Origin of the sequence: Litorimonas sp., assembly GCA_029936425.1 — a bacterium.
GTDB lineage: Bacteria > Pseudomonadota > Alphaproteobacteria > Caulobacterales > Maricaulaceae > Litorimonas.
Genome location: JAPYSU010000001.1, coordinates 85,589 through 107,862, shown reverse-complemented (window position 1 = coordinate 107,862; position 22,274 = coordinate 85,589). Strand labels below are relative to the sequence as shown.

25 protein-coding genes and 1 riboswitch are annotated in these 22,274 nt (G+C 51.8%); of the genes, 9 read left to right on the top strand and 16 right to left on the bottom strand.

What is annotated here, in order from left to right; translation table 11 throughout:
- Nucleotides 1-10: 10 nt before the first annotated feature.
- Entirely contained in the window at nt 11-748 is a 738-nt protein-coding gene (truA, locus tag ACN0IC_RS00575) for a tRNA pseudouridine(38-40) synthase TruA (protein ID WP_416876800.1), read from the top strand.
- Here the strand turns inward: truA and ACN0IC_RS00570 are convergent.
- Nucleotides 745-1,311, bottom strand: coding sequence for a hypothetical protein (locus tag ACN0IC_RS00570; protein ID WP_416876799.1), 567 nt, complete (start codon nt 1,309-1,311; stop codon nt 745-747). The two genes, truA and ACN0IC_RS00570, sit on opposite strands and share 4 nt — an antisense overlap.
- 147 nt (nt 1,312-1,458) lie before the next feature.
- A complete protein-coding gene (locus tag ACN0IC_RS00565) occupies nt 1,459-2,427 on the bottom strand; it encodes an NAD-dependent epimerase/dehydratase family protein (protein ID WP_416876798.1) in 969 nt (322 codons plus the stop codon).
- Nucleotides 2,428-2,500: 73 nt separating this feature from the next.
- Between ACN0IC_RS00565 and ACN0IC_RS00560 the strand changes: the two genes are divergently transcribed.
- A complete protein-coding gene (locus tag ACN0IC_RS00560; protein WP_416876797.1) occupies nt 2,501-3,628 on the top strand; it encodes an AGE family epimerase/isomerase in 1,128 nt (375 codons plus the stop codon).
- Nucleotides 3,629-3,635: 7 nt separating this feature from the next.
- Here the strand turns inward: ACN0IC_RS00560 and ACN0IC_RS00555 are convergent, their stop codons facing one another.
- Nucleotides 3,636-4,211 (bottom strand): hypothetical protein, encoded by a 576-nt coding sequence (locus tag ACN0IC_RS00555; RefSeq protein WP_416876796.1) that lies wholly within the window; start codon nt 4,209-4,211, stop codon nt 3,636-3,638.
- Nucleotides 4,212-4,351: 140 nt separating this feature from the next.
- Here ACN0IC_RS00555 and ACN0IC_RS00550 point away from each other — a divergent pair, with 140 nt between their 5' ends.
- Nucleotides 4,352-4,915, top strand: coding sequence for a hypothetical protein (locus ACN0IC_RS00550; RefSeq protein ID WP_416876795.1), 564 nt, complete (start codon nt 4,352-4,354; stop codon nt 4,913-4,915).
- Here the strand turns inward: ACN0IC_RS00550 and ACN0IC_RS00545 are convergent.
- On the bottom strand, nt 4,912-6,837 hold the full coding sequence (locus tag ACN0IC_RS00545; RefSeq protein ID WP_416876794.1) for an Hsp70 family protein: 1,926 nt from the start codon (nt 6,835-6,837) through the stop codon (nt 4,912-4,914). The genes ACN0IC_RS00550 and ACN0IC_RS00545 overlap by 4 nt on opposite strands.
- Nucleotides 6,834-7,745 carry a hypothetical protein gene (locus tag ACN0IC_RS00540; RefSeq protein ID WP_416876793.1) on the bottom strand — a complete coding sequence of 304 codons (912 nt, stop codon included), beginning with the start codon at nt 7,743-7,745 and terminating at the stop codon, nt 6,834-6,836. The genes ACN0IC_RS00545 and ACN0IC_RS00540 overlap by 4 nt, the downstream gene beginning before the upstream one ends.
- A 158-nt stretch (nt 7,746-7,903) precedes the next feature.
- Here ACN0IC_RS00540 and ACN0IC_RS00535 point away from each other — a divergent pair, with 158 nt between their 5' ends.
- Together ACN0IC_RS00535 and ACN0IC_RS00530 are read left to right on the top strand one after the other, a co-directional pair.
- Nucleotides 7,904-8,365 (top strand): PA2169 family four-helix-bundle protein, encoded by a 462-nt coding sequence (locus ACN0IC_RS00535; RefSeq protein WP_416876792.1) that lies wholly within the window; start codon nt 7,904-7,906, stop codon nt 8,363-8,365.
- Nucleotides 8,366-8,734: 369 nt separating this feature from the next.
- Complete coding sequence (locus ACN0IC_RS00530) at nt 8,735-9,202, top strand: hypothetical protein (protein ID WP_416876791.1); 468 nt, start codon at nt 8,735-8,737, stop codon at nt 9,200-9,202.
- Nucleotides 9,203-9,334: 132 nt separating this feature from the next.
- On the opposite strand, the gene ACN0IC_RS00525 is transcribed toward ACN0IC_RS00530, so the two are convergent.
- From ACN0IC_RS00525 to gcvT, 7 genes are all read right to left on the bottom strand, one after another.
- Entirely contained in the window at nt 9,335-10,354 is a 1,020-nt protein-coding gene (locus ACN0IC_RS00525) for a PLAT/LH2 domain-containing protein (RefSeq protein WP_416876790.1), read from the bottom strand.
- 344 nt (nt 10,355-10,698) lie between these two features.
- On the bottom strand, nt 10,699-12,264 hold the full coding sequence (gcvPB, locus tag ACN0IC_RS00520; RefSeq protein ID WP_416876789.1) for an aminomethyl-transferring glycine dehydrogenase subunit GcvPB: 1,566 nt from the start codon (nt 12,262-12,264) through the stop codon (nt 10,699-10,701).
- Nucleotides 12,261-13,598 carry an aminomethyl-transferring glycine dehydrogenase subunit GcvPA gene (gene gcvPA, locus ACN0IC_RS00515; protein WP_416876788.1) on the bottom strand — a complete coding sequence of 446 codons (1,338 nt, stop codon included), beginning with the start codon at nt 13,596-13,598 and terminating at the stop codon, nt 12,261-12,263. The genes gcvPB and gcvPA overlap by 4 nt, the downstream gene beginning before the upstream one ends.
- Entirely contained in the window at nt 13,599-13,793 is a 195-nt protein-coding gene (locus ACN0IC_RS00510) for a hypothetical protein (RefSeq protein WP_416876787.1), read from the bottom strand.
- Nucleotides 13,794-13,934 carry a hypothetical protein gene (locus ACN0IC_RS00505; protein ID WP_416876786.1) on the bottom strand — a complete coding sequence of 47 codons (141 nt, stop codon included), beginning with the start codon at nt 13,932-13,934 and terminating at the stop codon, nt 13,794-13,796. It lies immediately after the preceding gene.
- A 155-nt stretch (nt 13,935-14,089) separates the two neighbouring features.
- The gene (gcvH, locus tag ACN0IC_RS00500; RefSeq protein WP_416876785.1) at nt 14,090-14,461 is read right to left on the bottom strand and encodes a glycine cleavage system protein GcvH; all 372 of its coding nucleotides are present in this window, start codon (nt 14,459-14,461) and stop codon (nt 14,090-14,092) included.
- 2 nt (nt 14,462-14,463) lie between these two features.
- Nucleotides 14,464-15,618, bottom strand: a complete 1,155-nt coding sequence (gene gcvT, locus ACN0IC_RS00495; protein ID WP_416876784.1) for a glycine cleavage system aminomethyltransferase GcvT — start codon at nt 15,616-15,618, stop codon at nt 14,464-14,466.
- 163 nt (nt 15,619-15,781) lie between these two features.
- A riboswitch (glycine riboswitch) is annotated at nt 15,782-15,885 on the bottom strand.
- 123 nt (nt 15,886-16,008) lie between these two features.
- Between gcvT and ACN0IC_RS00490 the strand changes: the two genes are divergently transcribed.
- A complete protein-coding gene (locus ACN0IC_RS00490; protein ID WP_416876783.1) occupies nt 16,009-16,317 on the top strand; it encodes a hypothetical protein in 309 nt (102 codons plus the stop codon).
- 12 nt (nt 16,318-16,329) lie between these two features.
- Here the strand turns inward: ACN0IC_RS00490 and argS are convergent, their stop codons facing one another.
- Together argS and ACN0IC_RS00480 are read right to left on the bottom strand one after the other, a co-directional pair.
- A complete protein-coding gene (argS, locus tag ACN0IC_RS00485) occupies nt 16,330-18,108 on the bottom strand; it encodes an arginine--tRNA ligase (protein WP_416876782.1) in 1,779 nt (592 codons plus the stop codon).
- Between the two features lie 8 nt (nt 18,109-18,116).
- Nucleotides 18,117-18,710: a hypothetical protein gene (locus ACN0IC_RS00480; RefSeq protein ID WP_416876781.1), complete on the bottom strand. Its 594-nt coding sequence runs from the start codon at nt 18,708-18,710 to the stop codon at nt 18,117-18,119.
- A 169-nt stretch (nt 18,711-18,879) separates the two neighbouring features.
- Here ACN0IC_RS00480 and ispH point away from each other — a divergent pair, with 169 nt between their 5' ends.
- Nucleotides 18,880-19,881: a 4-hydroxy-3-methylbut-2-enyl diphosphate reductase gene (ispH, locus tag ACN0IC_RS00475; RefSeq protein WP_416876780.1), complete on the top strand. Its 1,002-nt coding sequence runs from the start codon at nt 18,880-18,882 to the stop codon at nt 19,879-19,881.
- Between the two features lies 1 nt (nt 19,882).
- Entirely contained in the window at nt 19,883-20,356 is a 474-nt protein-coding gene (gene rnhA / locus ACN0IC_RS00470) for a ribonuclease HI (RefSeq protein ID WP_416876779.1), read from the top strand.
- Between the two features lie 93 nt (nt 20,357-20,449).
- Here the strand turns inward: rnhA and ACN0IC_RS00465 are convergent, their stop codons facing one another.
- Nucleotides 20,450-20,938: a peroxiredoxin gene (locus ACN0IC_RS00465; RefSeq protein WP_416876778.1), complete on the bottom strand. Its 489-nt coding sequence runs from the start codon at nt 20,936-20,938 to the stop codon at nt 20,450-20,452.
- A gap of 104 nt (nt 20,939-21,042) precedes the next feature.
- Here ACN0IC_RS00465 and ACN0IC_RS00460 point away from each other — a divergent pair, with 104 nt between their 5' ends.
- The gene (locus ACN0IC_RS00460; protein ID WP_416876777.1) at nt 21,043-21,681 is read left to right on the top strand and encodes a YqgE/AlgH family protein; all 639 of its coding nucleotides are present in this window, start codon (nt 21,043-21,045) and stop codon (nt 21,679-21,681) included.
- A gap of 10 nt (nt 21,682-21,691) precedes the next feature.
- On the opposite strand, the gene ACN0IC_RS00455 is transcribed toward ACN0IC_RS00460, so the two are convergent.
- Complete coding sequence (locus ACN0IC_RS00455; RefSeq protein ID WP_416876776.1) at nt 21,692-22,264, bottom strand: GNAT family N-acetyltransferase; 573 nt, start codon at nt 22,262-22,264, stop codon at nt 21,692-21,694.
- Between the last annotated feature and the right edge of the window lie 10 nt (nt 22,265-22,274).

Genomic DNA, 22,274 nt, shown 5'->3' with positions numbered 1-22,274 from the left:
TGCCCGTTAAATGCCGAGATATAAACTTACCATAGAATATGACGGGGCGCCGTATCAGGGCTGGCAGTGGCAGGACCATGGTCCGTCCGTTCAGGGCGCAATCGAAGCCGCCGGAGCTAAGCTCAACTCCGCCCCTGTGACCGTTTACGGGTCTGGTAGAACGGATAGCGGCGTTCACGCTCTCGCCCAGATAGCTCATATGGATCTGGATAAGGATATTCGATCTGACAAAGTGCGCGACGCGCTTAATTTTCACCTCGGCGAACATCCTATCAGTATTCTGGATGCCGAACGGGTGGAGAGCGAATGGCATGCCCGATTTGACGCAATCGAACGGCGTTATCTCTACCGAATTGTTGATCGTCGTCCGCGTTTGGCGCTGGATCGGGGCCGCGTCTGGCGAATTCCCGTAAGGCTTGATGTCGATGCCATGAACGACGCCGCACAGGTCCTGATCGGCAAACATGATTTCTCAACTTTTCGCGACACGCAATGTCAGGCGAAAAGCCCGATAAAGACTCTCGACGAAATCACGGTTTTACGAGCGGCACATGAAATTCACTGCCATTTCCGGGCGAGATCTTTCCTCCACAAACAGGTGCGAAGTTTAGTGGGCTCACTCGTCGAAGTGGGTCTCGATAAGTGGGACGCAGAAGACATGCAGGCCGCCCTGGACGCGCGGGACAGATGCGAATGCGGCCCTGTCGCCCCGCCAGACGGGCTTTATCTGACGCAGGTTATTTATTAGCCAAATTGTGACACGCCTGTGAGCAATAGACTTAAACCCGTCACCGTAATCAAACAGGCGGCCAGGGTCGCGGCGCCCCAATCAAAACCGCCAATACGCTGCGCCAGCCGAATATCGATAAAAAGCAGACCTATATAAGCCGCAAACGCCACGCCATAAGCCGCCGGAAGCGGTAACAAATTAATTTTAAACAGGACAAAACCCAACAGGACGAAACCGGCGAGAAAGAAAACGCACCAATGCCTCACAATTGTCCAAGCCCGAAAACGGTCTTGTTTGTCAAAAACCATAGCAAGAATATAGGCTAAGGCTGAAAAACTTAAGAGATATACCAAACCAATAATAAGCACAGGCGCAAGCTGGATCGAGGGCGCCGTCACGCCAAGCATTTCGGCCCGCCCTTCACTCGAAATTTTTGCGATAAAATAAAACCCGGGAAGAATGACGATTTGGGAGAAAAACGAATATCTCAATCCACGCCGTGACAGATCAAAATAGCGTTCCCAATTCGGAAGACGGCCTATCGCCGCCATAACGCCAATCAAATAGGAAAACTGGCGCATTAAATGAGCTTTCGAATAATCATGACTATGATTTAAAAGACTATGAGCCAGACGCAAGGCAAGTCATAAGAATAATGGGAAACTGACGGCTATATTACCGCAAGCGTAATTTTAGACTAACGTTAGGAACCATAAGCAGAAAAATCATTACACGCCGTAAAACTCTCGGTACCAATTGACGAAATTCGCAATGCCTTCCTGCAGACCCACTTTTGGTTCAAACTCAAAATCCCGTTTGGCGGCGCGAATATCGGCATAGGTTGAGGTTACGTCGCCTTTTTGTTGCTCTTTTACCGCCGTCTGGGCTTTGACGCCGCAGGCCGCTTCCACTGCGCCGACCAGATCCATCAGACGGTTCGGGCGGGAATTTCCGAGATTATATATTTTATGGAGAGCTTCTCCCGAGGGAGGGCTGGCCAGCAATTTGGGAAGAATTGAAACAATATCGTCTACATAGGTGAAATCGCGGCGCATGATATCCGGGGCGAAAAGCGTAATCGGCTCGCCGGCCAAAATCTTTTTGGTAAAGATAAAATAGGCCATATCCGGGCGGCCCCACGGGCCGTAAACCGTGAAAAATCTGAGACCTGTCTGCGGAATTTTATAAAGCTGCGCATAACTCTCGGCGAGCATCTCTCCGCCCAGTTTCGTGGCCGCATAGAGAGAGGCCGGGCGCCGGACGATATCACTTTCGGAAAACGGGCCGCCTTCCCTTTCCCCATAAACGGAAGAAGAACTGGCATAAGCGACATGTTCAAGACTGTCTGAATGACGCGCATATTCAAGGATATTCAAATGCCCCATCACATTGGAGGCGACATAAGCGCGGGGGTTTTCAAGACTGTAGCGCACGCCGGCCTGCGCCGCCAAATTCAGAATATGCGTGATTTTCGTATTACCCAGAGCTTTCTCAAGAGCGCCTTCCTGGGCAATGTCGAGTTTAAAAAACCGGAACCCTTTTTGAGCTTCAAGATGGGCCAAGCGGGCTTTCTTCAAATTCACATCGTAATAATCGTTCAGGTCATCAACACCGACAACCTCATGCCCTTCAGACAACAGAATTTGCGCCGAATGATATCCGATAAATCCGGCCGCGCCTGTTAATAAAACTCTCATGTCCTTCCTGTAGACGCTTCGTCACAGGGAAGAAAGTTAAAGCTGAAAATCAGGTTACGCGGCGCCAGTCATTATGAATTTTTCTTTAAAAAATAGTGCTGACCGACTGAAGTCTTGGTGCATCGATGCGGCGCTGCCTTATTGGGCGGATAGAGCGCGTTTTCCGGATGGGTCATGGGTGGAACACCTGCATCTGGACGGAAGCCCGGATAGAGATGCAGAGCGCCGGTGGCGCATATTGGCGCGGCAGGTTTATGTTTACTCAACAGCGACGCGGCTCGGATGGTATGACGGCGAAGACATTGCTCGCAGCACCTATCAGGCCATGCGTGACAAGGGGCTCAGTCTCATGATGGATGACGGTTATGTTCACCGCATTCTCCCCGACGGCACAATCTCCAATGATATGCGGGATTTTTATGATCATGCCTTTTACCTTTTGGCCAGCGCCTCGCTTTACCACCTGACAGAGGAAGAAAATTATCTTTTCGACGCCTATGACATCCGCACTTTTGTGGATCGCCGACTCTCCGCCGAAACCGGGGGATGGTTTGAATCTCTCCCTTTGAACTCAAAGCATTTAAGACGTCAAAATCCGCATATGCATTGGTTTGAGGCCAATATGGCCCTGTATAGAGCCAGTCGAGACGAAACCGACCTCGCCCCTGCACGCGCGGTTTATAAACTTTTCAAAGACAGATTCTTCGACCGAAAAACACACCGCATTCGAGAATATTTTCAAACTGACTGGGATATTGCGCCCGCCCCTAAAGGCGATACGGCAGAGCCCGGGCATTCGGCGGAATGGGTCTGGCTTTTAGGGGAATATACAAAGCTCTCAGGGGTGGAAACCTTTGACGACGCCGCAAAACTTTACGATACGCTTCATTACCAGCGAAGCCCGTTTTTAAACGATGAAGAAAACCATTCAGGCGAGGTCCGGCGCGAAACCAAACGTCTCTGGGTCCAGACAGAAGCAATCAAAGCGCATCTTTCCATGGCGGAATTAGGCGTGCCGGGAGCCGCCGAAAGCGCGTCCGCCCTGATAAGCGGATTATTTGAAACCTATCTTAAGCCTGATGGGAGCTGGGCCGATCAGTTAAATGCCTGCGGGGCAAATATTGCCAAAACCATTCCCGTCAGTACTTTCTATCATATTTTGGGGATGACGGCTGAAGCCAAGCGGGTTAGTCAGTTATAGACCTGATTTAATTCAGAACCTCAATTTTAAATCGGGAAATATCCATTTCGCGTTGCTCGCCTTCTTCATCCGGCCAGACCCCAAAATAATCCAGATCGGGTTCGTCATTGGGCAGAGGCGGCGTAAATGTGAAGCTGAAATCCTGAAACTCCGGCGTCAATTCAAAGCTTTGCCAGCCGCTATCACCCGGCCCTGCCGTAAAATAGCCCATTTTGAAGGTCTCCACCGGATTGGCGCTGCCTTGCCGCGCCGTAAGCGTCATACGGAGGTTTTTTCCGGCAAAAACCCGTTCGTAATCCGATCCTAATGGGGCAAAGACGCCAGCGGATGGAGGCGCGGCAGAGCGCGCCAAATGCGCCGACGCGGTAACAAAAGCCAGTTCACGGGATGTTTCTCCCACAAAAGAGACGGTTGTCCCCGGAGACGCCTCTATCAGGGCCAGATCATCGCCTTGGGCAATGTATCCTTGTGTACGAATGTCAATGTCTGTGAGGCTCTCACGGCAGCTGGGCAGCATGGCAATAGTTACAATAACCACGGTGAGCAAAGCGATCAGTGGATAGAAAAATCGGTCCCGTATCATGTCTTGTCTAAAGCGTGGAATGAGCCGCCGTGCAAGTGCCTTGCAGTAAAAATTACCGCGCACCAGGCTAACCGCAATTTAAAGAGACCTGATTGGAAATTTATGATTAAATAAGTGTGAACCTTAATCTGGAGGCTATAATGCGTTCCTTTTTCCTAATTTCAGCCTTTCTGTTGACGGCTTGCGCCGGTCCTGCCTTGGCCGCGGATCACCCTCATAAGAAAACCTCAGAGGAAAGTGAGAGCGAAAATTCGGACTTTGCCAGAAAACTCAAAGAGCGTCTGTCGGCCTATGATATGATAGAAACCGAAGCCGGAGACAACAAAACATCCGAAAAACAGGTACGTGTTTATAAATTCAAATCGGGCGATGAGATGCGCGAAAAATCCAGAGAACTGGAAGAGATGATCGTCGAGTCCGGTGTTTTGTCCAATCTTGCGGATATGATGGCAGACTTCGCCGAAGATATAGAAGTCGAGAAAAGCGAAAATAGTTTCTCTTTCCATTTTGACGGAGACACGGTCGGAGAAGTCCGCCGCGACGAAGAAGACCGCGTTGTCTTGAAATCTATGGATAAGGAAATGACTGTTGAAAAAGAAACCTATGTGGAAAACGGTAAAACCAGGACCCGTATCGTTATCGACATGGAGGGCGACGGATCGGACGTGGATCTGGATGATGTGCTGACGAAGGAATACCCCTAGATCAAGAACAATACGGCGCGTTCGTCGGCCCGTTCAACGAGGGCGCGCTCCAACATATCGGTCAGCTCCAAGCTGAAACGCTCCGCTGCCGCATCGTCCCAGGCTTTGGACACAGCTCTTATCAAATCAGGGCGCTGCCTCTTGGCCGCCGCTCTGACGCGGGCATCGGTCAATATTTGCCGCGCGACGACAGGGAGCTTGGATTTACGCATTTTCCCGGAAATCGCCTTTCGGCCAAAGAGGTAGCCACCGCCCAACAGGGCTCCTCCGACAATTATACCGACTGGATTTACGAACAGGGCTGCGAACAAATTTACTTTGGCCAGAAGCGCGCTGATCAGGAGGGCGCTCACCCCTGTCCCGACCAGCGCTGTATCGGACTCGAGGGACGCCATTCCGGGGGCAGAGACGGATAAGCCTTCCAAATGACGGGACACGTGCTCACTCCCGTCGAGACTCAGTACCATGGCGGGCAAGCCGTGCGCGCGGCAAAGCGGGTCGGTATGGGCTTCAATATCGCGCTGTAGATTGGCAAACCAACTATCAATAATGGGCCGAAGACTTTCCTGGGCCTTGTCCGATTCCAGCCAGGCTTTGACTTTCTCTTCCAAGACGTCTTCGACCTCGTCCAATGACTTTACGGCTCCGCTGCGCCATTCCTGGAAAGCCGGCAGAATACAGTCTTCGATCATGGCATCGACCAGAACCGGCGCAATTAATCCGCCAAGAGATCGCGCTTTTTCCTGAGCCCGTAATGTTACCTCGCCGTCCTCTGCCAGCAGACCCGCCGTTTCCATTTTGAAATTTGCATGTAAATATTCAAACCTGCCCAGCCAGGCTAGACCTCGCGCAATGGCAAATTCCGGTTCTGCCCCGCGAATAACACGCGCTTTGGGGAAGGCTTTCTGCGTGGCCGGAAGCACTAAAGGCAATCGCGACGCCCCGCCTGTGAGCAGAACTGTATTCGGCGCCCGGCCGCCCAGTGTCTCTATCGTTTCTTTGAGAGCGTAATCAAACGCGTCTTTCCAGCTAAACCCATTAAGGGCGTCCAGAGGCGTTTCCAGAATTTTCTTCGCGTCTTTTTTGTCTATACGAATTTCAAAAAAGACACGCTTTCCGGCGGGAAGGCGTTTAATCATTTCAACCGGAATATCATCACCGGTAAAATAGGCTTCCTTCGCCTGGCGGCACCAGTAAGTCAGAATAGCCTTGTAATGCGGGAAAGCCTCGATCAGCTTTTCGATCTCTTTTTTGGATTTTTGACGCTCAAGATTGAGCTTGAAAATCTCATCATCCAAGAGGCCCGACCCCAATTCATTGTGGCCCACATCATCGGCGTCGAGATCACGGCAATAGGTAAAGTCTGTCGTCGAAGAACCAATATCAATAATCAGAACCGATGCACGGGTATCTTCTATGGAGACATAACCCTGTTCCAGTGCCGTCATCAAAGCCGCGCGGCTTTCGGGGACAATACGAACGGTTTTCAATCCCGCCTGTTCAAAGACATTGCGGTATGCCTCCCGGGTCTGCGTGTCCCATCCAGACGGGCACCCGATCACAAAACGGCTGTTTTTCGGCCCGCGTATGGTCTTTTCCTCAGACAGTCCGTCTATCAAAGCCTGGGTGAAATAAGTGATCGGCTCCGCCGTTTTGGCGTCAAGGTGGCGGCTTTTGAATTTCAGCCAGACCTCAGGCTTGTGCGCCGCGAAGGAAAGGCTGAGCGCATCGGCTCCGATCTTGATGTCTTTGCCGTCTTTGGCTACGGCAGTCACAAAACTGCGCTGACCGCGATATTCCAGAATTTCCGGCTCCCGCACGGTCGCGCCGTAAGCCCGGCCCAGTGCGGTTTCGCCGTGCCCCAGATCAAAGCCGATAAATTCCTCATCGGTTTGAAGACGTGTCTTAGGAGCCTTACTCATTTTCGTACCCAGACTGTCCCACGCCGCAAAAGACGGCCCTCCTGTCCGACCAGAGCCGGAGCCGCCATTTCCAAGGCGGGGTCGCCTTCATTGACGATCAAAGCCGGCATTTCATCAAACATATGAGACGTTGACTTTGTATAATCCACTGTCTCGATACCCGCAGACGCCAAGACGCTTTTCATTTCTTTATCCACGAGCTGCAGAGCGTAATTGCCGTCAGAAGCGGCCCCGGCTTCCAAGAGGTTCTGCAGAACAGCCATTAATGACGGATCGTCGCGCCAATGGGATTGCCGTTCTGTCTGCACCATACGGGCCAGAATATGATCTGCTGTGGCGAGCGCGTCGCTGATCTGATTGATAAACCCGGCGCTGTCCGTTCGGATGAAGGCTTCGGCGCGCATGTTTTTGCCTTCTGGCGATGGCAGGGCTTTGGGCTTTGGCATAAAGGGCAAGCGAGAAAAAAAGCTAAGTTTGAATGTTGAAAGCGCATGCAGGCCCGCCAAGCTGAGCGATGTAATTACGACCAGGCCAACTCCCTGAACGAGACCCGCTGTAAACAGGCCCGCCGCCGCGATATAGAACAGACCCGGCCGCCAATCTTTCCACCCGTCAAAAAGCCCGGATTTTGGAGCTGTTTCGACAAGAGTCACATCGGCATGGGTCGCGCGGTCCAAAACCCCCGCTCCGGATTTAATAATTTCCAAAAGCCATAATCCTGCCTTTTGAACCTGAGGGTCAGTCACGCTGCGCGTAAAGCTTAGCCCCGTACGGTCAAGCGCCCGCCGGGTCTCTCCGACAACCTGAGACGGAGATAAATCCTTATTCAGTGTCTGACGCAGGCTTTGACGCTCCTGCGCAAAATGATGCGCAAGCGACGGCGGGGGAATGAGAGACTTTGTTTCCATTAATTTTATTATGTCGTGTTGGCTCGGGTCAGAGTCAAGCCATGGACACGGCTTCTCTCTTTCTGCCCTCGGAACCAGATGCCAAAATGAGCGTAAATTAAATTGAGTTGGTATTGTTACCTAAAACCTCATTTCTTATAACCCTATCGAGACTTGTCATGAGCCAGACGCCTCCTGCTGAAACTCAAATTCAGATCAATATTCTGAACGACATCACTCAGACAATGATCGACAGCTATAATGGTTATAAAACCTGTTTGCAGGACTTTCAGAACGACAATGCTCTTTACGTCCGTTTTACCGAGCGGGCCAATAGCCGCTCTCAAATAATTTCTGAATTCCAGAGCGCGGTGGAAGAACTGGGCGGGGAGCCGAAAACTGAAGGGTCTATTTCAGGGGCAGCGCATCGAGGGTTGATAAAATTCACCACACTCTTTCAAGACGACGCGAAGGCTGCTTGTCAGGCCATTGATGACGGAGAAGCTTTTCTGGCAGAGAAAATTAAAGAGGCCCTGAGAACACCTGAATTACTTCCGCGCACAGAAACCTTACTCAACAAAGCCCTGAAAGGCGCTCAGCAAGGCGAGCTATTTGCAAATGTTTTGGAAAGCTCTCTCTAAGATCAATACCTTAAACCTTATTGTCTGGCCGAGATAGCTTAGTAGAGAAAAAAGTGGCTCTGCCAGAACGAGAATTCCCCCGAAGACTGACATTCTGACAGAGCCTTTTCAGAGCCGTCTCGCTCTCCCGTAAGGGGGCGGTCCGACGCACTCTGAATGTAATAGATCATCAAAATTCGTTTTGTGATCTACTCCCCCTCCAAGAGGACTATGTTCATAATTACCCAAGGTAAGATGAATAAGATATGAATATTACAATTCCGACAGGTCAGCACAAGGGCGGATTCTATAATAATCACGAAACACGCTCACAAAAATTTGCGCTTACAATTATTCGGTTTTGTGGTTTACTCTGAGAAGGAGAGAGACATGAAAACATTTCTGAACATACTCGCTTGGTTGGCCGCGCTTTTTATAAGCGTTATTTTTCTGGACTCGCTACGTTTCAAATTTACGGAGCACCCGACGCCAGAGCATATTTTTACAACACTTCGGGACTGGTCTGGCATTGGACTCTTTTTCCCAGCCGGACCGTGGATAATTGGTGTAGCTGAAGCGTTAGCGGCCCTCTGTTTAATTGTTCTTCCGGCCATCTTCCTTTTGACCAAGAAACAGGGCTCTGCTCGTAACACTCAAATGTTCGGCGCCTTGATTGCGATTGGCGTCATGAGCGGAGCCATCATCTTTCACCTTTTCACTCCGCTGGGCATTTCTACGCCGACGGAATGGATCGATGGAGAGCCTGCCGCCTTTTCGCCTGCTCTCTTTATTTCCGCCTGCGTAAGCTGGCTTTGCGCCGCCTTCCTCCTTGTTTTTCGAGGGAAGCAAAGGCCCTAAACTCCGTAAAACAAAAAAGCCCCGCTTTAACGGCGGGACTTTATCTAAATAAATAACATCATATCTGTTACAATCCGCTCATTTAGATGATGCAAATACAGCAGCGGTGGACAAGTTTATGAAGCCTTTAAACTACCTCGTGCAAGAAGCAAAATCGTAGAGGGGCGGCTGCTTTCCGATGAGGTTCTTGTCTTCTTCGTTTGATTGCGTACATGCTAACTGACAGGTATTTACACGAACTTTTTCCTGAAAACCCAAATCTGCGGTGATTTGCCATTGCCAGACCGTTGTTGATTTAGTTTTAAATTCATTCTCGGTCGTACATTTGTTTTCGTTGCTTTTTTGACTAGATGTGCTGTTGCTGATGGCATTGGAAAGTGCGGTTGATACGCCAGCCGTCATCGTAACATCACCACTTGGTCCTCCGGGGATAGCATATCCAGCACTTACACTGGACTCGATTGAAGCTCCCACATCTTTTGTTTTCGTACTTTCTGTTCCGCTCCCGAGATCCACAGAAGACGTGACTTCAGAGCCACATTTTTGAGTATTGCTACAGCCAATCACCCAGCGCCCTTCAGGCTTGGCCAAGACGTTTGACGATTGCGTTTCCTCATAATCCTTTCGAGTCACGGTGCGAGAATTCGTCCAGTTACTATCATCATTATCCAACCAAATATTGTCGAATCCAAACCGATAAAAATCGCCCGTTATGGTTTTCTTACCATCGAGCCATGCTTGTGTTTGCGGGAATGTGGGAGTTCCTTTTTCTAAAGTCGGCCCAACCACATAAGCGAAGGAGACTTGCCACCCGTCATTTCCTTCCAGGGACAAGGTGATATCCTTGATCCGGCCAATTGTTTTGTCCGTCGAGATTTTATACCAACGTCCATCACCTTTTTCGAAATCATCGTAATCGCCACTGCTGTCGAGTTCAATTTTAGCAGTATCATCCCCCATACCGTGTAACTGGATAAATACATCACCATCTGTATCGGCATCATTGTCCGTTCCGGTTTTGAGATGGACATAATAATCAACGGTTGCCGCGAAAGCGCTGGCAGGCATAATTACTGCTAAGGCAGTGAAACTCGCTAAGGCTAGCTTTATGCTGTTTCCAATTGTGATAGATTTTCTTAGATTCAAATTCATAATTTACCCCGTATTCGGTTGCTAAAACAACTTATTACTCACCTTAATAAAAAATTTTGGTGACTCATTTCTCAAGACGATTTCTTGAACTGTTACATTACTGAACGAAACAATATGAACACAAGATGAAAAAAATTTATTTTCGAAAATAGATTCTCTTGAAACCAATTAAGCCATCTTAGATGGGTTAGACTTAACCAAAAAAGGCCCTCTCAGAGGCCTTTTGAATTCTATATTTTCTATTTTCATAAAGCCTTCGACACACTGCCGTGAAAACAGCTAAAATAAATTTCTTCCGTCAATGTTAAACATCAAAGTGCTGAATTTAACATCTAGAGAGAAATCTATTCCGCCGCCTCGGCGTTATCAGCCGGAGGCGTCCACCGTAAAACCGGATTTCGCGCCGCTCTGGTTTCATCGAGTCGGCGCATCGGCGCATAGACAGGCGCTTGTTTGAAGCTCTCCGCCTCCCCGGCTTTCGCTCGTTCCACCAGAGACCGCATAGACTGGATGAAGCGGTCTAATTCGCCTTTGGACTCAGACTCAGTTGGCTCGATGAGCATCGCGCCGTGAACGACGAGCGGGAAATACATCGTCATCGGGTGATAGCCCTCGTCAATCATTGCCTTGGCAAAGTCGAGCGTATCAACACCTGTGTCTTTGAGGAAGCGATCATCAAAGAGCGCTTCATGCATGCAGGTGCCTTCGAACGCGACGGTCATCACATCCGCAAGGGAGGCTTGGATATAATTGGCGTTCAGGACAGCGTCTTCCGTTGCCTGTTTCAATCCGTCCGAGCCGTGGCTCATCATATAGGTCAGGGCGCGTGTATACATGCCCATCTGGCCGTGAAAGGCGCACATACGTCCAAAGCTAGCTGCGGCGTCTCCGCCTTCATGTTCGACCAATTTCAAGCCTTCGCCGTCTTTGACGACAAATGGTAGAGGCGCGAAATCCTTCAACGCTTCAGATAAAACAGTCGGGCCGGACCCTGGACCGCCACCGCCGTGAGGCGTTGAAAACGTCTTGTGCAGATTAATGTGCATCGCGTCGACGCCGAGATCGCCTGGGCGAACACGCCCGACGAGAGCGTTGAAATTTGCGCCGTCGCAATAGAAATATCCGCCTGCCGCATGGATGAGGTCCGCAATTTCGACGATGTCACGTTCAAACAGACCACATGTATTTGGATTGGTCAGCATGATACCGGCAACATCATCGCTTTTTTCAAGCTTCTCGCGAAGCGCGTCCATATTGACGCGGCCGTCCCCCGACGCCGGAATTTCATCCACGGTAAACCCGCACTGCACGGCCGTTGCCGGGTTCGTTCCATGGGCGCTTTCCGGCACCAACACGCGGCGGCGTTGTGACTGACCATCGGCGTCGAGACGTGCGCGGATGGCCATCATACCGCAAAGTTCGCCATGCGCCCCGGCTTTCGGGGTCAGGGCCACGGCCGGCATATTGCAGAGCGTCATGAGCCAATGCGATAATTGCTCCATAAGCTCCAAAGCGCCTTGCACTGTACTGATGGGCTGCAAAGGGTGCACATCCGCAAAACCCGGCATACGCGCGACTTTTTCATTCAGACGCGGATTATGTTTCATGGTGCAGGAGCCCAGCGGGTAAATACCCAGATCAATCGCATAGTTCTTTTGACTCAGGCGCACATAATGGCGCATGGTTTCCGGCTCTGACAGGCCGGGCAAACCGATTTCGCCTTTGCGCTCATGTCCGCCAAGACGAGAGGCGCGGCCTTTAGGTTCAGGCAGGTCAATGCCTGTACGGCGCGGCGTACCGACTTCGAAAATCAGCTTCACGGCCTGTTCCAGACCTTTGGAGCCGGAGACCGTGTCAGGGCGGTTCATATTCGCCGCAACGGGCGTTGTGGGGCGACCTTCGTTTTTCATGACAAGACCTCCTTCAAAGCTGCTTCAAAGGCATGGATATCCTCTTCACTAGAAGTCTCCGTAGCGCAGACGAGGAGCAAATCTTCATTGCCTTCCGTCAGACGCGACACAGGAACGCCGCCCAGCACGCCTTTTTCAGCGAGCGCTTCGACCACTTCCGCGGCGGGTTTATTTAATTTGACCGTAAACTCGTTAAAGAAAGTTTCGTTCATGACTTCCGCGCCGTTTATTCCGTCGATCACGTCGGCAAGATGGCAGGCGGCTTCATGATTGAGCGCCGCCAGACGTTTCAGTCCGGCATCGCCGAGCAAGCTCATATGGATGGTGAACGCCAGACAGCAAAGTCCGGAATTGGTGCAGATATTTGACGTCGCTTTTTCGCGGCGGATATGCTGCTCCCGCGTAGAGAGCGTCAGCACAAATCCGCGTTCGCCATTGGCATCCACGGTTTCGCCGCAAAGACGACCCGGCATTTGCCGCACAAGCTTTTTTGTACAAGCAAACAGCCCGACATGCGGCCCGCCAAAATTAAGGCCTACGCCGAGGCCCTGCCCTTCACCCACAACAATATCCGCGCCTTGCTCGCCCGGAGATTTAATTGCGCCGAGGGCAACAGGTTCCGTGAAGACGGCAATTAGAAGGGCCTTATGTTTATGTGCTTTTTCAGCGATTGGAGCGAGGTCGATGATTTCGCCAAACACATTGGGGGATTGTACGACAACGCAGGCTGTATCGTCATTGATATGGTCAATAACATGATCGTCACGGCCGGGGCGACAATCGCGCTCGTCAATCTGAATGTCGAGCGTTGAGGCCAAAGTCTGGGTCGCGGCGGCGTAATGCGGGTGCAGACCGGGCGCGAGGATAGCTCTGGATTTACGCGTCACGCGTTTGGCCATGACCACCGCTTCGGCGCAGGCTGTCGAGCCATCATACATGGAGGCGTTGGCGACATCCATGCCGGTCAGGAGCGCGACTTGTGTCTGGAATTCGAACAGGGACTGAAGTGTGCCCTGGCTGATTTCCGGCTGGTAAGGCGTATAGGCCGTCAAAAATTCTGAGCGCTGTATCAGATGGTCCACGGTTGCAGGTATATGGTGCTTATACGCTCCAGCCCCGCAGAAAAATGGCACGGACCCGGCTGACACCGATTTCGCCGAGAGCTTCGCCATATGGCGTTCAACCGCTTGTTCAGACTGATGCTTCGGAAGATCGACAAGTGATTTAAGACGCGCCTTTTCTGGCACATCCTGAAACAGCTCATCAATGGACTCGGCGCCAATGACGTCGAGCATCGCGGCTCGGTCATTTTCATTTAATGGCAAATAACGCATTTAATTATCCTCATTGTCGTGTTCGACATCATTACTTTTGGAATTCTTTCGGCCCGAATTTGCAGCGCCCAGAGCGACGCCTACTGCGACGCCAACGGAGAGCCAAAGGGCGAGATTGTCTGTTGCCACTCCAATGGCCGTGCCTATCCCAATGCCAATAGCGAGAGTGGCTCCAAAATTCGATCCACCAGCCATCTAGTTTCTTTCATCCTCGTCGTAATCGACTTCTGAAGTTCCGCGGCCTGGCCTTCCGGTAATCATCTTGCGCGAAAGATAAGCCACAAGAATGAACAGGCCGATGGTAATAATCCAGAATATCGGGTTTGTAACGCTCATGGCTTATGTTCCATTTTTATCTTTATAGTTTTGAAGCAGGGGCCGGATCACCAGAACCCACAGTAGTAATACGACGAGACATAAGCCCATGATGGCAAATAAAGGCAGGTTCATTAGAGTTGTCCTTTTTGCCCATGTAACCCGAGAACGAAATCCTACAGGCTTTCGCAGTAAGCTTTATATTTTGTTTCATCCATCAAGCCGTCCAATTCAGACGCGTCTTTGATTTTCAGCTTGAGGAACCAGCCGTCTCCATCCGGCGATGCATTGACGGTTTCGGGCGCGGCTTCTAGCGTTTCATTAACTTCCGTCACCTCGCCGCTAACGGGCGCGTAAACTTCGGACGCGGCTTTTACGGATTCGACCACGGCGGCTTCATCCCCTTTTTCCATCTCCGCGCCGATTTCCGGAAGCTCGACGAAAACAACGTCGCCAAGTTGTTTCGTGGCATAGGCGGAAATCCCGATTGTGGCGATCTCGCCGTCCACTTTAATCCATTCGTGATCTTCGGTGTATTTTACTGACATGGCTAGTTTCCTCTGAAGTAATTATGCGGCGCGAAAGGCAGTTTCACGACCGTGGCAGGGCGGGGTTTTCCCCGGACAAGAAGCTGAACGGGCGTGCCCGCTTTGAAAAATTTCCGGGCGACATAGCCCATCGCGACCGGGCCATCGACTGTGGGGCCATAGCCGCCGCTGGTGATTTCGCCGATCGTGTTTCCGTCCATATCCTGGACTTCGGTGTGCTCCCGGGCCGGGGCCTTACCGTCCGGCTTAATTCCGACCAGACGTTTCGTGGACTTATCCGCCAGATCAGAGGCGACGCGCTCCGCGCCGAGATAGCCGGCGTCCGCGCTGCGGCGGTGTTTTTGCACGGACCAGATTAATCCGGCTTCGATCGGAGACACGCTTGTATCTATATCATGTCCGTAAAGGCAGAGCCCCGCCTCGAGACGCAGGCTATCGCGCGCGCCAAGGCCGATAGGCTCAACATCGTCATAACTTAGCAACTCCTCGACCAAACGCACCATATCGTCATGTTTCGCGGAAATTTCATATCCGTCTTCGCCCGTATAGCCGGAACGGGACACATGCGCCCAGACGGGGGCGCCCAATGTGCCTTTCAGCTCCAGATCGGTATGCGTCATGAAAGTCAGTTTTTCGACGTCCGGCGCAAGACAGGCCAGAACATGAGCGGCGCGTGGACCTTGCAAGGCAATCAAAGAAAGTGTGTCGTCCTTGACGGAGACCTTCACATTGTCCGGCATATGTTTTTCGAGATGGGCATAATCCGCATCCTTGCAGCCGGCATTGACGACTAGATAAAGCACATGGTCATAGCCCTCCATTCCGAGGCGGGAGATCATCAAATCATCCAGAATGCCGCCGTCTTCGTTCAGAAACTGGGAATAGCGCTGCTGTCCGGGCTCAAGGCTCTGAATATCGGCAGGCACAAGTTTTTCGAGAGCCTTTGCGGCCGTCTCGAAATTTTTGTCCTCCGGCGTCAGGAAAACCTGCCCCATATGGGAGACATCAAACAATCCGGCCTTTTCCCGCGTATGGAGATGCTCGCCTTTGACGCCGAGCGGATACTGGACAGGCATATCATAGCCGGCAAAAGGGACCATTTTGGCGCCGAGATCGACATGCTGGCTGTGAAGCGCTGTTTTTTTGAGCTCGCTCATAAGTCACACTTTCGTAGCGCGGATAAACCGCAGGAAGTGCCACCTGCTGTCTCTTTGGGCCTGAGAGATTGACGACAATTGTTCATACAAACAATCAGCGCTTACTCCGTCGGCGGGGCCTCTCACCATGCCCCCTAGAGGGCGGCCCGCTTTCCAGCGTATTGACGTCCAAACGGTCCGTTGACCTGAGCGTTTCCGGGGCGGTTGCGCCTTCGGTGGCGGCCCCTTTTTTGTAAGGGTTTTTCCGCACTCTCCCATCTGGACGGGATGGCCGTTACATGTGCGATTTTACCGATTGAGTCAATCAGAAGCTATCAGATTGACGTGTAGGAATTCTGTTAAACCTTCTGTGCTAATCCCTGTGCGAACCTGCAAAATAGAGGATAAAAAATGTCCGGTAAGTCCAAAGAAGAAATCGCCTTCGAACTTGTGTCCAAACTCAAGGGCGTCGGCGTGTGGGGGGAAAACAATATGGGGCAGATTCTGGATATGTATGCAGAATGTCTGGAAGCCACCTCTGGTCTGCGGAACAAAAAAGCTGCGGCGCCGCAGACCGGAGCCCAAAATCCGGTGAGGCAGCCTGCCCCGCCTCAATTCGCGCCGCAACAACAGCCGCAGAGTGCGGCCTCGGCGCAGCCCCTTCATCAACACGCCCAACAGGCTGCGCCCTACAATACGCTAAACGCCCCTCAGCGTTAAACGCACTCATCCTTACATTCGCTCGGGCGTCTCGATTCCCAAAATCGTGAGTCCCTTTTCGAGCTGACGCAAGGTGAGTTCCGCCAGAGCCAGTCGAGAGGCTTTGACCTCTTCCGGAATGTCTTCGGCAAGTATGGGGCAGTCTGAATAAAACCGCGAAAAACTTTGCGCGACGCGGTAAATATGATCGCAGAGAATATGCGGGGCATATTTCTCCGCTGAACTTGCGACAGCTCTTCCAAAGGCATCCAATGACAAAAGAAGCTGCGCCTCTTTCGGATCCGAGATTTTTATTTTGCCGGGAGACACATCTTCATCCTTGGCGCGGCGAAGAATGGATTTGATGCGAACGGCCGCGTAAAGCAGGTATGGGCCAGTCTTGCCTTCAAATGAGGTGAAGCGCTCCGGATCAAAGACATAATTGGTCAGACGCTGATTTTGAAGATCCGCAAATTTCAGCGCAGCCAATCCCACTTTTCGGGCAATTTCGCGTCTTTCAGACGCTTCGTAATCTGCCCCGATACCGGATTCCTCCAGCCTGTCTGCGGCAGCCTCATTCATGATTTTCAGCAAATCCTCGAGACGTAAAACGCCGCCTTCGCGCGTTTTAAACGGTTTCCCATCCTTGCCGTTCATTGTGCCAAATCCGGCGTGGTAAAGCTGATCCCGTTTATACCACTCGGCTTTTACGGCGGCCCGGAAAACCTGCTCAAAATGGAGCGCCTGACGCTGATCCACGACATAAATTATCAAGTCAGGGTCAATCTCGTTTTTTCGGTCCACTAAGGTCGCCAGATCTGTCGTATGGTAAAGGACAGCGCCTGAACTCGCCAAAAGCATAACAGGCGGGACGTCTTTGGTTTCATCTTCTTCCTCGACGCGAATAATCAGGGCGCCGTCATCATCTTCGGCAATATTCTTACGGCGAAATTCTTCAATCATTTCCGGAATGAGATGATCCACGCAGGCTTCGCCGTTCCAGAGATCGAACTCCACACCCAAATCGCCATATCCGACTTTCAGCGCCGCCACCGAGACGTCGATAAAGTGATGAAGCAAGGCCATATATCCTGCCCGTCCGGCCTGAAGTTCCGCCGTCGCGAGTCGGGAGCGCTCCATACGCGCTTCATCATTTTTCGCCGCATTACTGGCCTGCGGGTAAAGCCGAGCAAGATCGTCCATGGTCACAGGGGAGTCTTCCGGAAAATCCTCGAGTTTGTCTTCGTCAAAATAGGGGAGATCCGGCTCCTCGCTTTCCAACTCGGAAATCAGATGCCCCATTTGCAGGCCCCAATCGCCCATATGGACATCGCCGATCACCTTATGACCCAAAGCACGGTAAAGTCGTTTAATGGCCTCGCCAATGACGGCGGAGCGAAGATGGCCGACATGCATCGGCTTGGCGACATTCGCGCCGCCATAATCGACCACAATCGTTCGCGGCTCGACCTGCTCAATGCCTAAATGCTCACTGCCGGACAAGTCTCTCGCCCGTTTGGACAGAGCCTCTTCTGTGGGGGCAATATTGATAAATCCTGGTCCGCCAATTTCAATTGACTTGACGGCGTCATGCTTTTTCACGGCATCGGCAACGGACTGCGCAATATCACGCGGATTGACTTTTTCGCCTTGTTTTTTGGCCTGCCCCGCCGCCGCCATGGCGCCGTTGCACTGAAAAGGCGCCAAATCAGGTCGGTCCGACTCTCTCACTGCCCCTAGGTCAGGTGAAAATCCCAAATCCGAAAAGGCGTTTTGGAAAGCCTCTTCCAGACTCTGTAAAATAGAAGACATGAGCGTGTTTATTCTTGGCCAGCAGAAAGTCTGAAACGGCGCCCTTCGGCGTTAAAGGCGCGTTGAGCCTCCGTCAGCTCAAATCCGATCACGATTTCAAAGTTAAGCCCTGACGTCGTGGGGGTTGCTCGCGGGATAATGATTTCTTCGACCTCTTCGACAACCCGGACGCGGTCCTGCCCAGCCGGGAAGGTCACCTGCATGGGAAAGACTTCCTTATTGATCACATCGACATTTTTACGGGTCACGGCGACGAAATATTCATAAGTGGCGGTATTCTGGCTCGCGGCAGGACCCCGGCCAAGGTCAAAAGTAATTTCGAGATTGGCGTCAATCGGTTCAGCATTATAATAACGGCACAGGCTGCGTACGCTGTGAACCTCCCCGGTAAAACCGACATTTTCGAAACGTTGCTCGTCATCACGAAACTCCACGATTCGGGCGGCCTCATAAAGCGCGAATGCCCGGGGGCAGGGTCCGGCATTTTGTTTCGTGGCTGCGTCGCCGATATTCAGGGCGTCTGCTGTACTTTTACAGGCGTTCAGTCCGAACGCTGAACCGGCCCCAATAAGTAATGTCAAAATAACGGTCTGAAAACGCATAATAATAATCCCATTAGACGGCCTTCAAAAAGACCCCATTCGCTCCCTATATATAAGGGTAACGGGCGGTGGCGATATCTCCTCCGCTCTGCTAAGGCAGGTCATAGACAGATAAGCGCCTTGCCGCAACGTCAAGATGACAGCAAGCCCATTGCGTGAGGAGAAATTAATGTCCGATATTACGGCTCCGATAGAAAAGCCCCCCTCGGCGACGCTGGGTAATGAGGGCCGCTTGCACAAAACCGTTCTGCTCGCCGCGCCGCGCGGTTTTTGTGCCGGCGTGGACCGGGCCATTCAGATTGTTGAAAAATCCATCGAAACCTTTGGCGCGCCGGTCTATGTGCGCCATGAAATCGTTCACAACCGGCATGTCGTTGACCGTCTGTCAGAACTCGGCGCTGTTTTTGTGGAAGAGTTGGATGAATGCCCTGATGACCGCCCGGTTGTGTTTTCCGCTCACGGCGTTCCAAAATCGGTACCCCGCGCGGCCGAAGCGCGGAATTTGAATTTTCTGGACGCTACCTGCCCCCTTGTTTCCAAAGTCCATGTCGAAGCTGAGCGTCATGCCAAGAACGGACGTCATATCCTTTTGATTGGTCATAAGGGCCACCCCGAAGTTATCGGCACGATGGGGCAGCTCCCGGAAGGCGATATTTCCTTAATCGAAACAGAAGAAGATGCCTGGAGTTTTTCTCCAAAAGATCCTGAAAATCTCGCCCTTGTCACTCAGACGACTTTGAGTGTGGATGATACCGCCGGGCTTATCGCAATTTTGCAGGAGCGTTTCCCGTCTATTGCTCTACCTTTCAAAGAAGATATCTGTTACGCCACAACCAATCGCCAAGCGGCCATCAAGGCCATTGCCGAGAAATGCGACCTCCTCTTGGTCATCGGGTCCAATACGTCTTCCAATTCCAAACGGCTTGTCGAAGTCGGCGCAAAAGCCGGATCAGACGAAGCCCTGCTCATCTCAGATGCGAACAGTCTTGACTGGAACCGGATTAAAAAAGCGCAAACGATTGGATTATCTGCGGGGGCGAGCGCGCCGGAATATCTAATCGACGGCGTCTTGGCGGCACTGCGCTCCCGATATGACGTGACCGTCAAAGAGGTCGAGGTAACGAAAGAAAAAGTTATTTTCCGCCTGCCCCGTCAGCTCTTGAGCGCCTAATTTGCCCCGCAAAAGTAAAAAGCTGGAAGCCGGCGCACTTGAGGGCGCGCTTGTTATCTATACTGACGGCGCCTGCTCCGGCAATCCGGGTCCGGGCGGCTGGGGAGCGGTAATGTATCACGGCAGCCGCTCCAAAGAATTGTTTGGCGGTGAAAAGGAAACCACGAATAACCGTATGGAACTTATGGGCGCGATCAAGGCCCTGGAAGCTGTGAAGCCCGGGTTTAAAGGTCCGGTGGTCCTGTTCACGGATTCCACCTATGTCCTTAAGGGCATCACAGAGTGGATTCATGGCTGGAAAAAACGTGACTGGAAAAAAGGCGATAAAAAGCCGGTCGTGAATAAAGACCTCTGGCAACGCCTCGACGCCCTCAACGCCTCCCGCGACGTTCGGTGGGAGTGGGTCAAGGGCCACGCTGGAGATATTGGCAATGAGATGGCCGACGAATTGGCGCGCCGGGGCATACCAAAATAAGTCAGGCCAACTCTATATCTATCTTGAGCGTATCTTGATTATTTCCTGTTTCCCCGGAATAAAAATCATCTCCGGCAGAGCACTTTCCTAAAACTAGCCCTTTAGAGCCTCAAGCATATGTTCGGCAGAGCTAACTTTAAACTCGCCCGGCCCTTCGACAAAGAGATGCTCGACCACGCCGTCATTAACGACCATGGCGTAACGTTGCGACCGAAGGCCCATTCCAAAACCGGACCCATCCATTGTCAGGCCGATATCCTTGGCAAAATCGCCGTTCCCATCCGCGAGCATCTGGATATCTTCTCCAATTTCCTGTTGCTCGCCCCATGCCCCCATAACGAAAATATCATTCACCGATGTACAAGCGATGGTGTCTATACCGGCCGATTTCAATTCCTCGGCTTTCTGCACGAAACCCGGCAGGTGTTTTGCCGAGCAGGTTGGGGTGAAGGCGCCAGGCACCGCAAACAAGGCAACACGTTTGCCGGCAAAAACTTCATCCGTTGTTTTCGGGGCAGGCCCTTCTTCTCCGAATGTCATGAAGCTGGCTTGCGGAAGTTTTTCACCGGTTTTGATTGTCATCTTGTCTCTCTCAATTTTGATTGTCTCTATGTTTGATATGGGGCGCTCACATTGTTTTGACAAGACAGGTTGAAACGAAAACCCTTTCTGCCCATTTAATCTTCATGAGCAAATCAAAAAAATCCGATTCTACCCCCCTCAACCCTGGAAAAAAGAGTGAGGCAAAGACAGACGAGAAGAAAAATGTCGCCTACATGTCAGGTCGGTTTCTATTGGCTACCCCGGCAATGGGCGACCCCCGGTTCAAGAACACTCTCATTTATGTCTGTTCTCACGACGCACACGGCGCGATGGGCATTATTGTCAATAAATCGAAAGGCGGACTTCTGATATCCGACCTGCTCGAGCAGATTGGCGTCGAAGGGGACGTTCGCGTGGCCGACACGCCCGTCTTGAATGGCGGCCCTGTCGATATTGATCGCGGGTTTGTGCTGCATTCCTCGGATTATCATAAAGACGAGACCAGCCTGAAATTATCCGACACGCTGACTTTAACATCGACCAAAGATGTCTTGGAAGCACTTGTCAGTGATGAAGCCCCGGAAAAAGCCATGCTCGCCATTGGTTATTGCGGATGGGGCGAAGGACAGCTCGAGTCTGAAATCATGCAAAATGGCTGGCTGGTCGTCGACGCGGATGAAACCATGATATTTGGCGAAGACCTGGACACAAAACGCAAAAAAGCCTTCGACGCGCTCGGCGTCTCCCCCGAAACGCTCTCTTTTCTGGGCGGCACAGCTTAAAAAAGCTGCTTTAATCAGAACTGAGCTTGGCGAAGATAATATGATCCCGCCAGGTTTTATCGATTTTTAAATAGCCTCTGGCCGTGCCTTCACGCTCGAAATTTTGTGACTCCAGGACTGTGATAGAGGCCGCATTTTCAGGCTGCACCGCCGCCTCTATCCTGTGTAGCCCCAAAGTTTCAAACCCGAATTGGGTGACCGCACTGACAGCCGCCCGTGCAAATCCCTGTTTTGTAAATCTCTCTGCCACCCAATAGCCCAAGCGCGCCGATTGAGAACTGCCGCGCTCAATATGGGTGAGGTTACAGGCTCCGATTAAGGTTTCCTGCGCGCCGTAATAAAGGTGAAAGGGATAAGCCTGTCCATTTTGCACCAGCTTTTTATATTTCGAAAGCTGCGTTCGATAAGTCACGCGGCTCAGCACAGAGTCCGACCAACCCGGCTCCCATGGACTTAGCCATTCCTTGTTATCCTTGCGTAAAATGGACCAGGTCTCAAAATCAGCCCAGCGCGGATGACGCAGGGTGAGAGGGCCGCCAGCCGCATGAGCCTTTAAAACAGTATGTATCGTGGCATTTGCCATGACCGTCTCA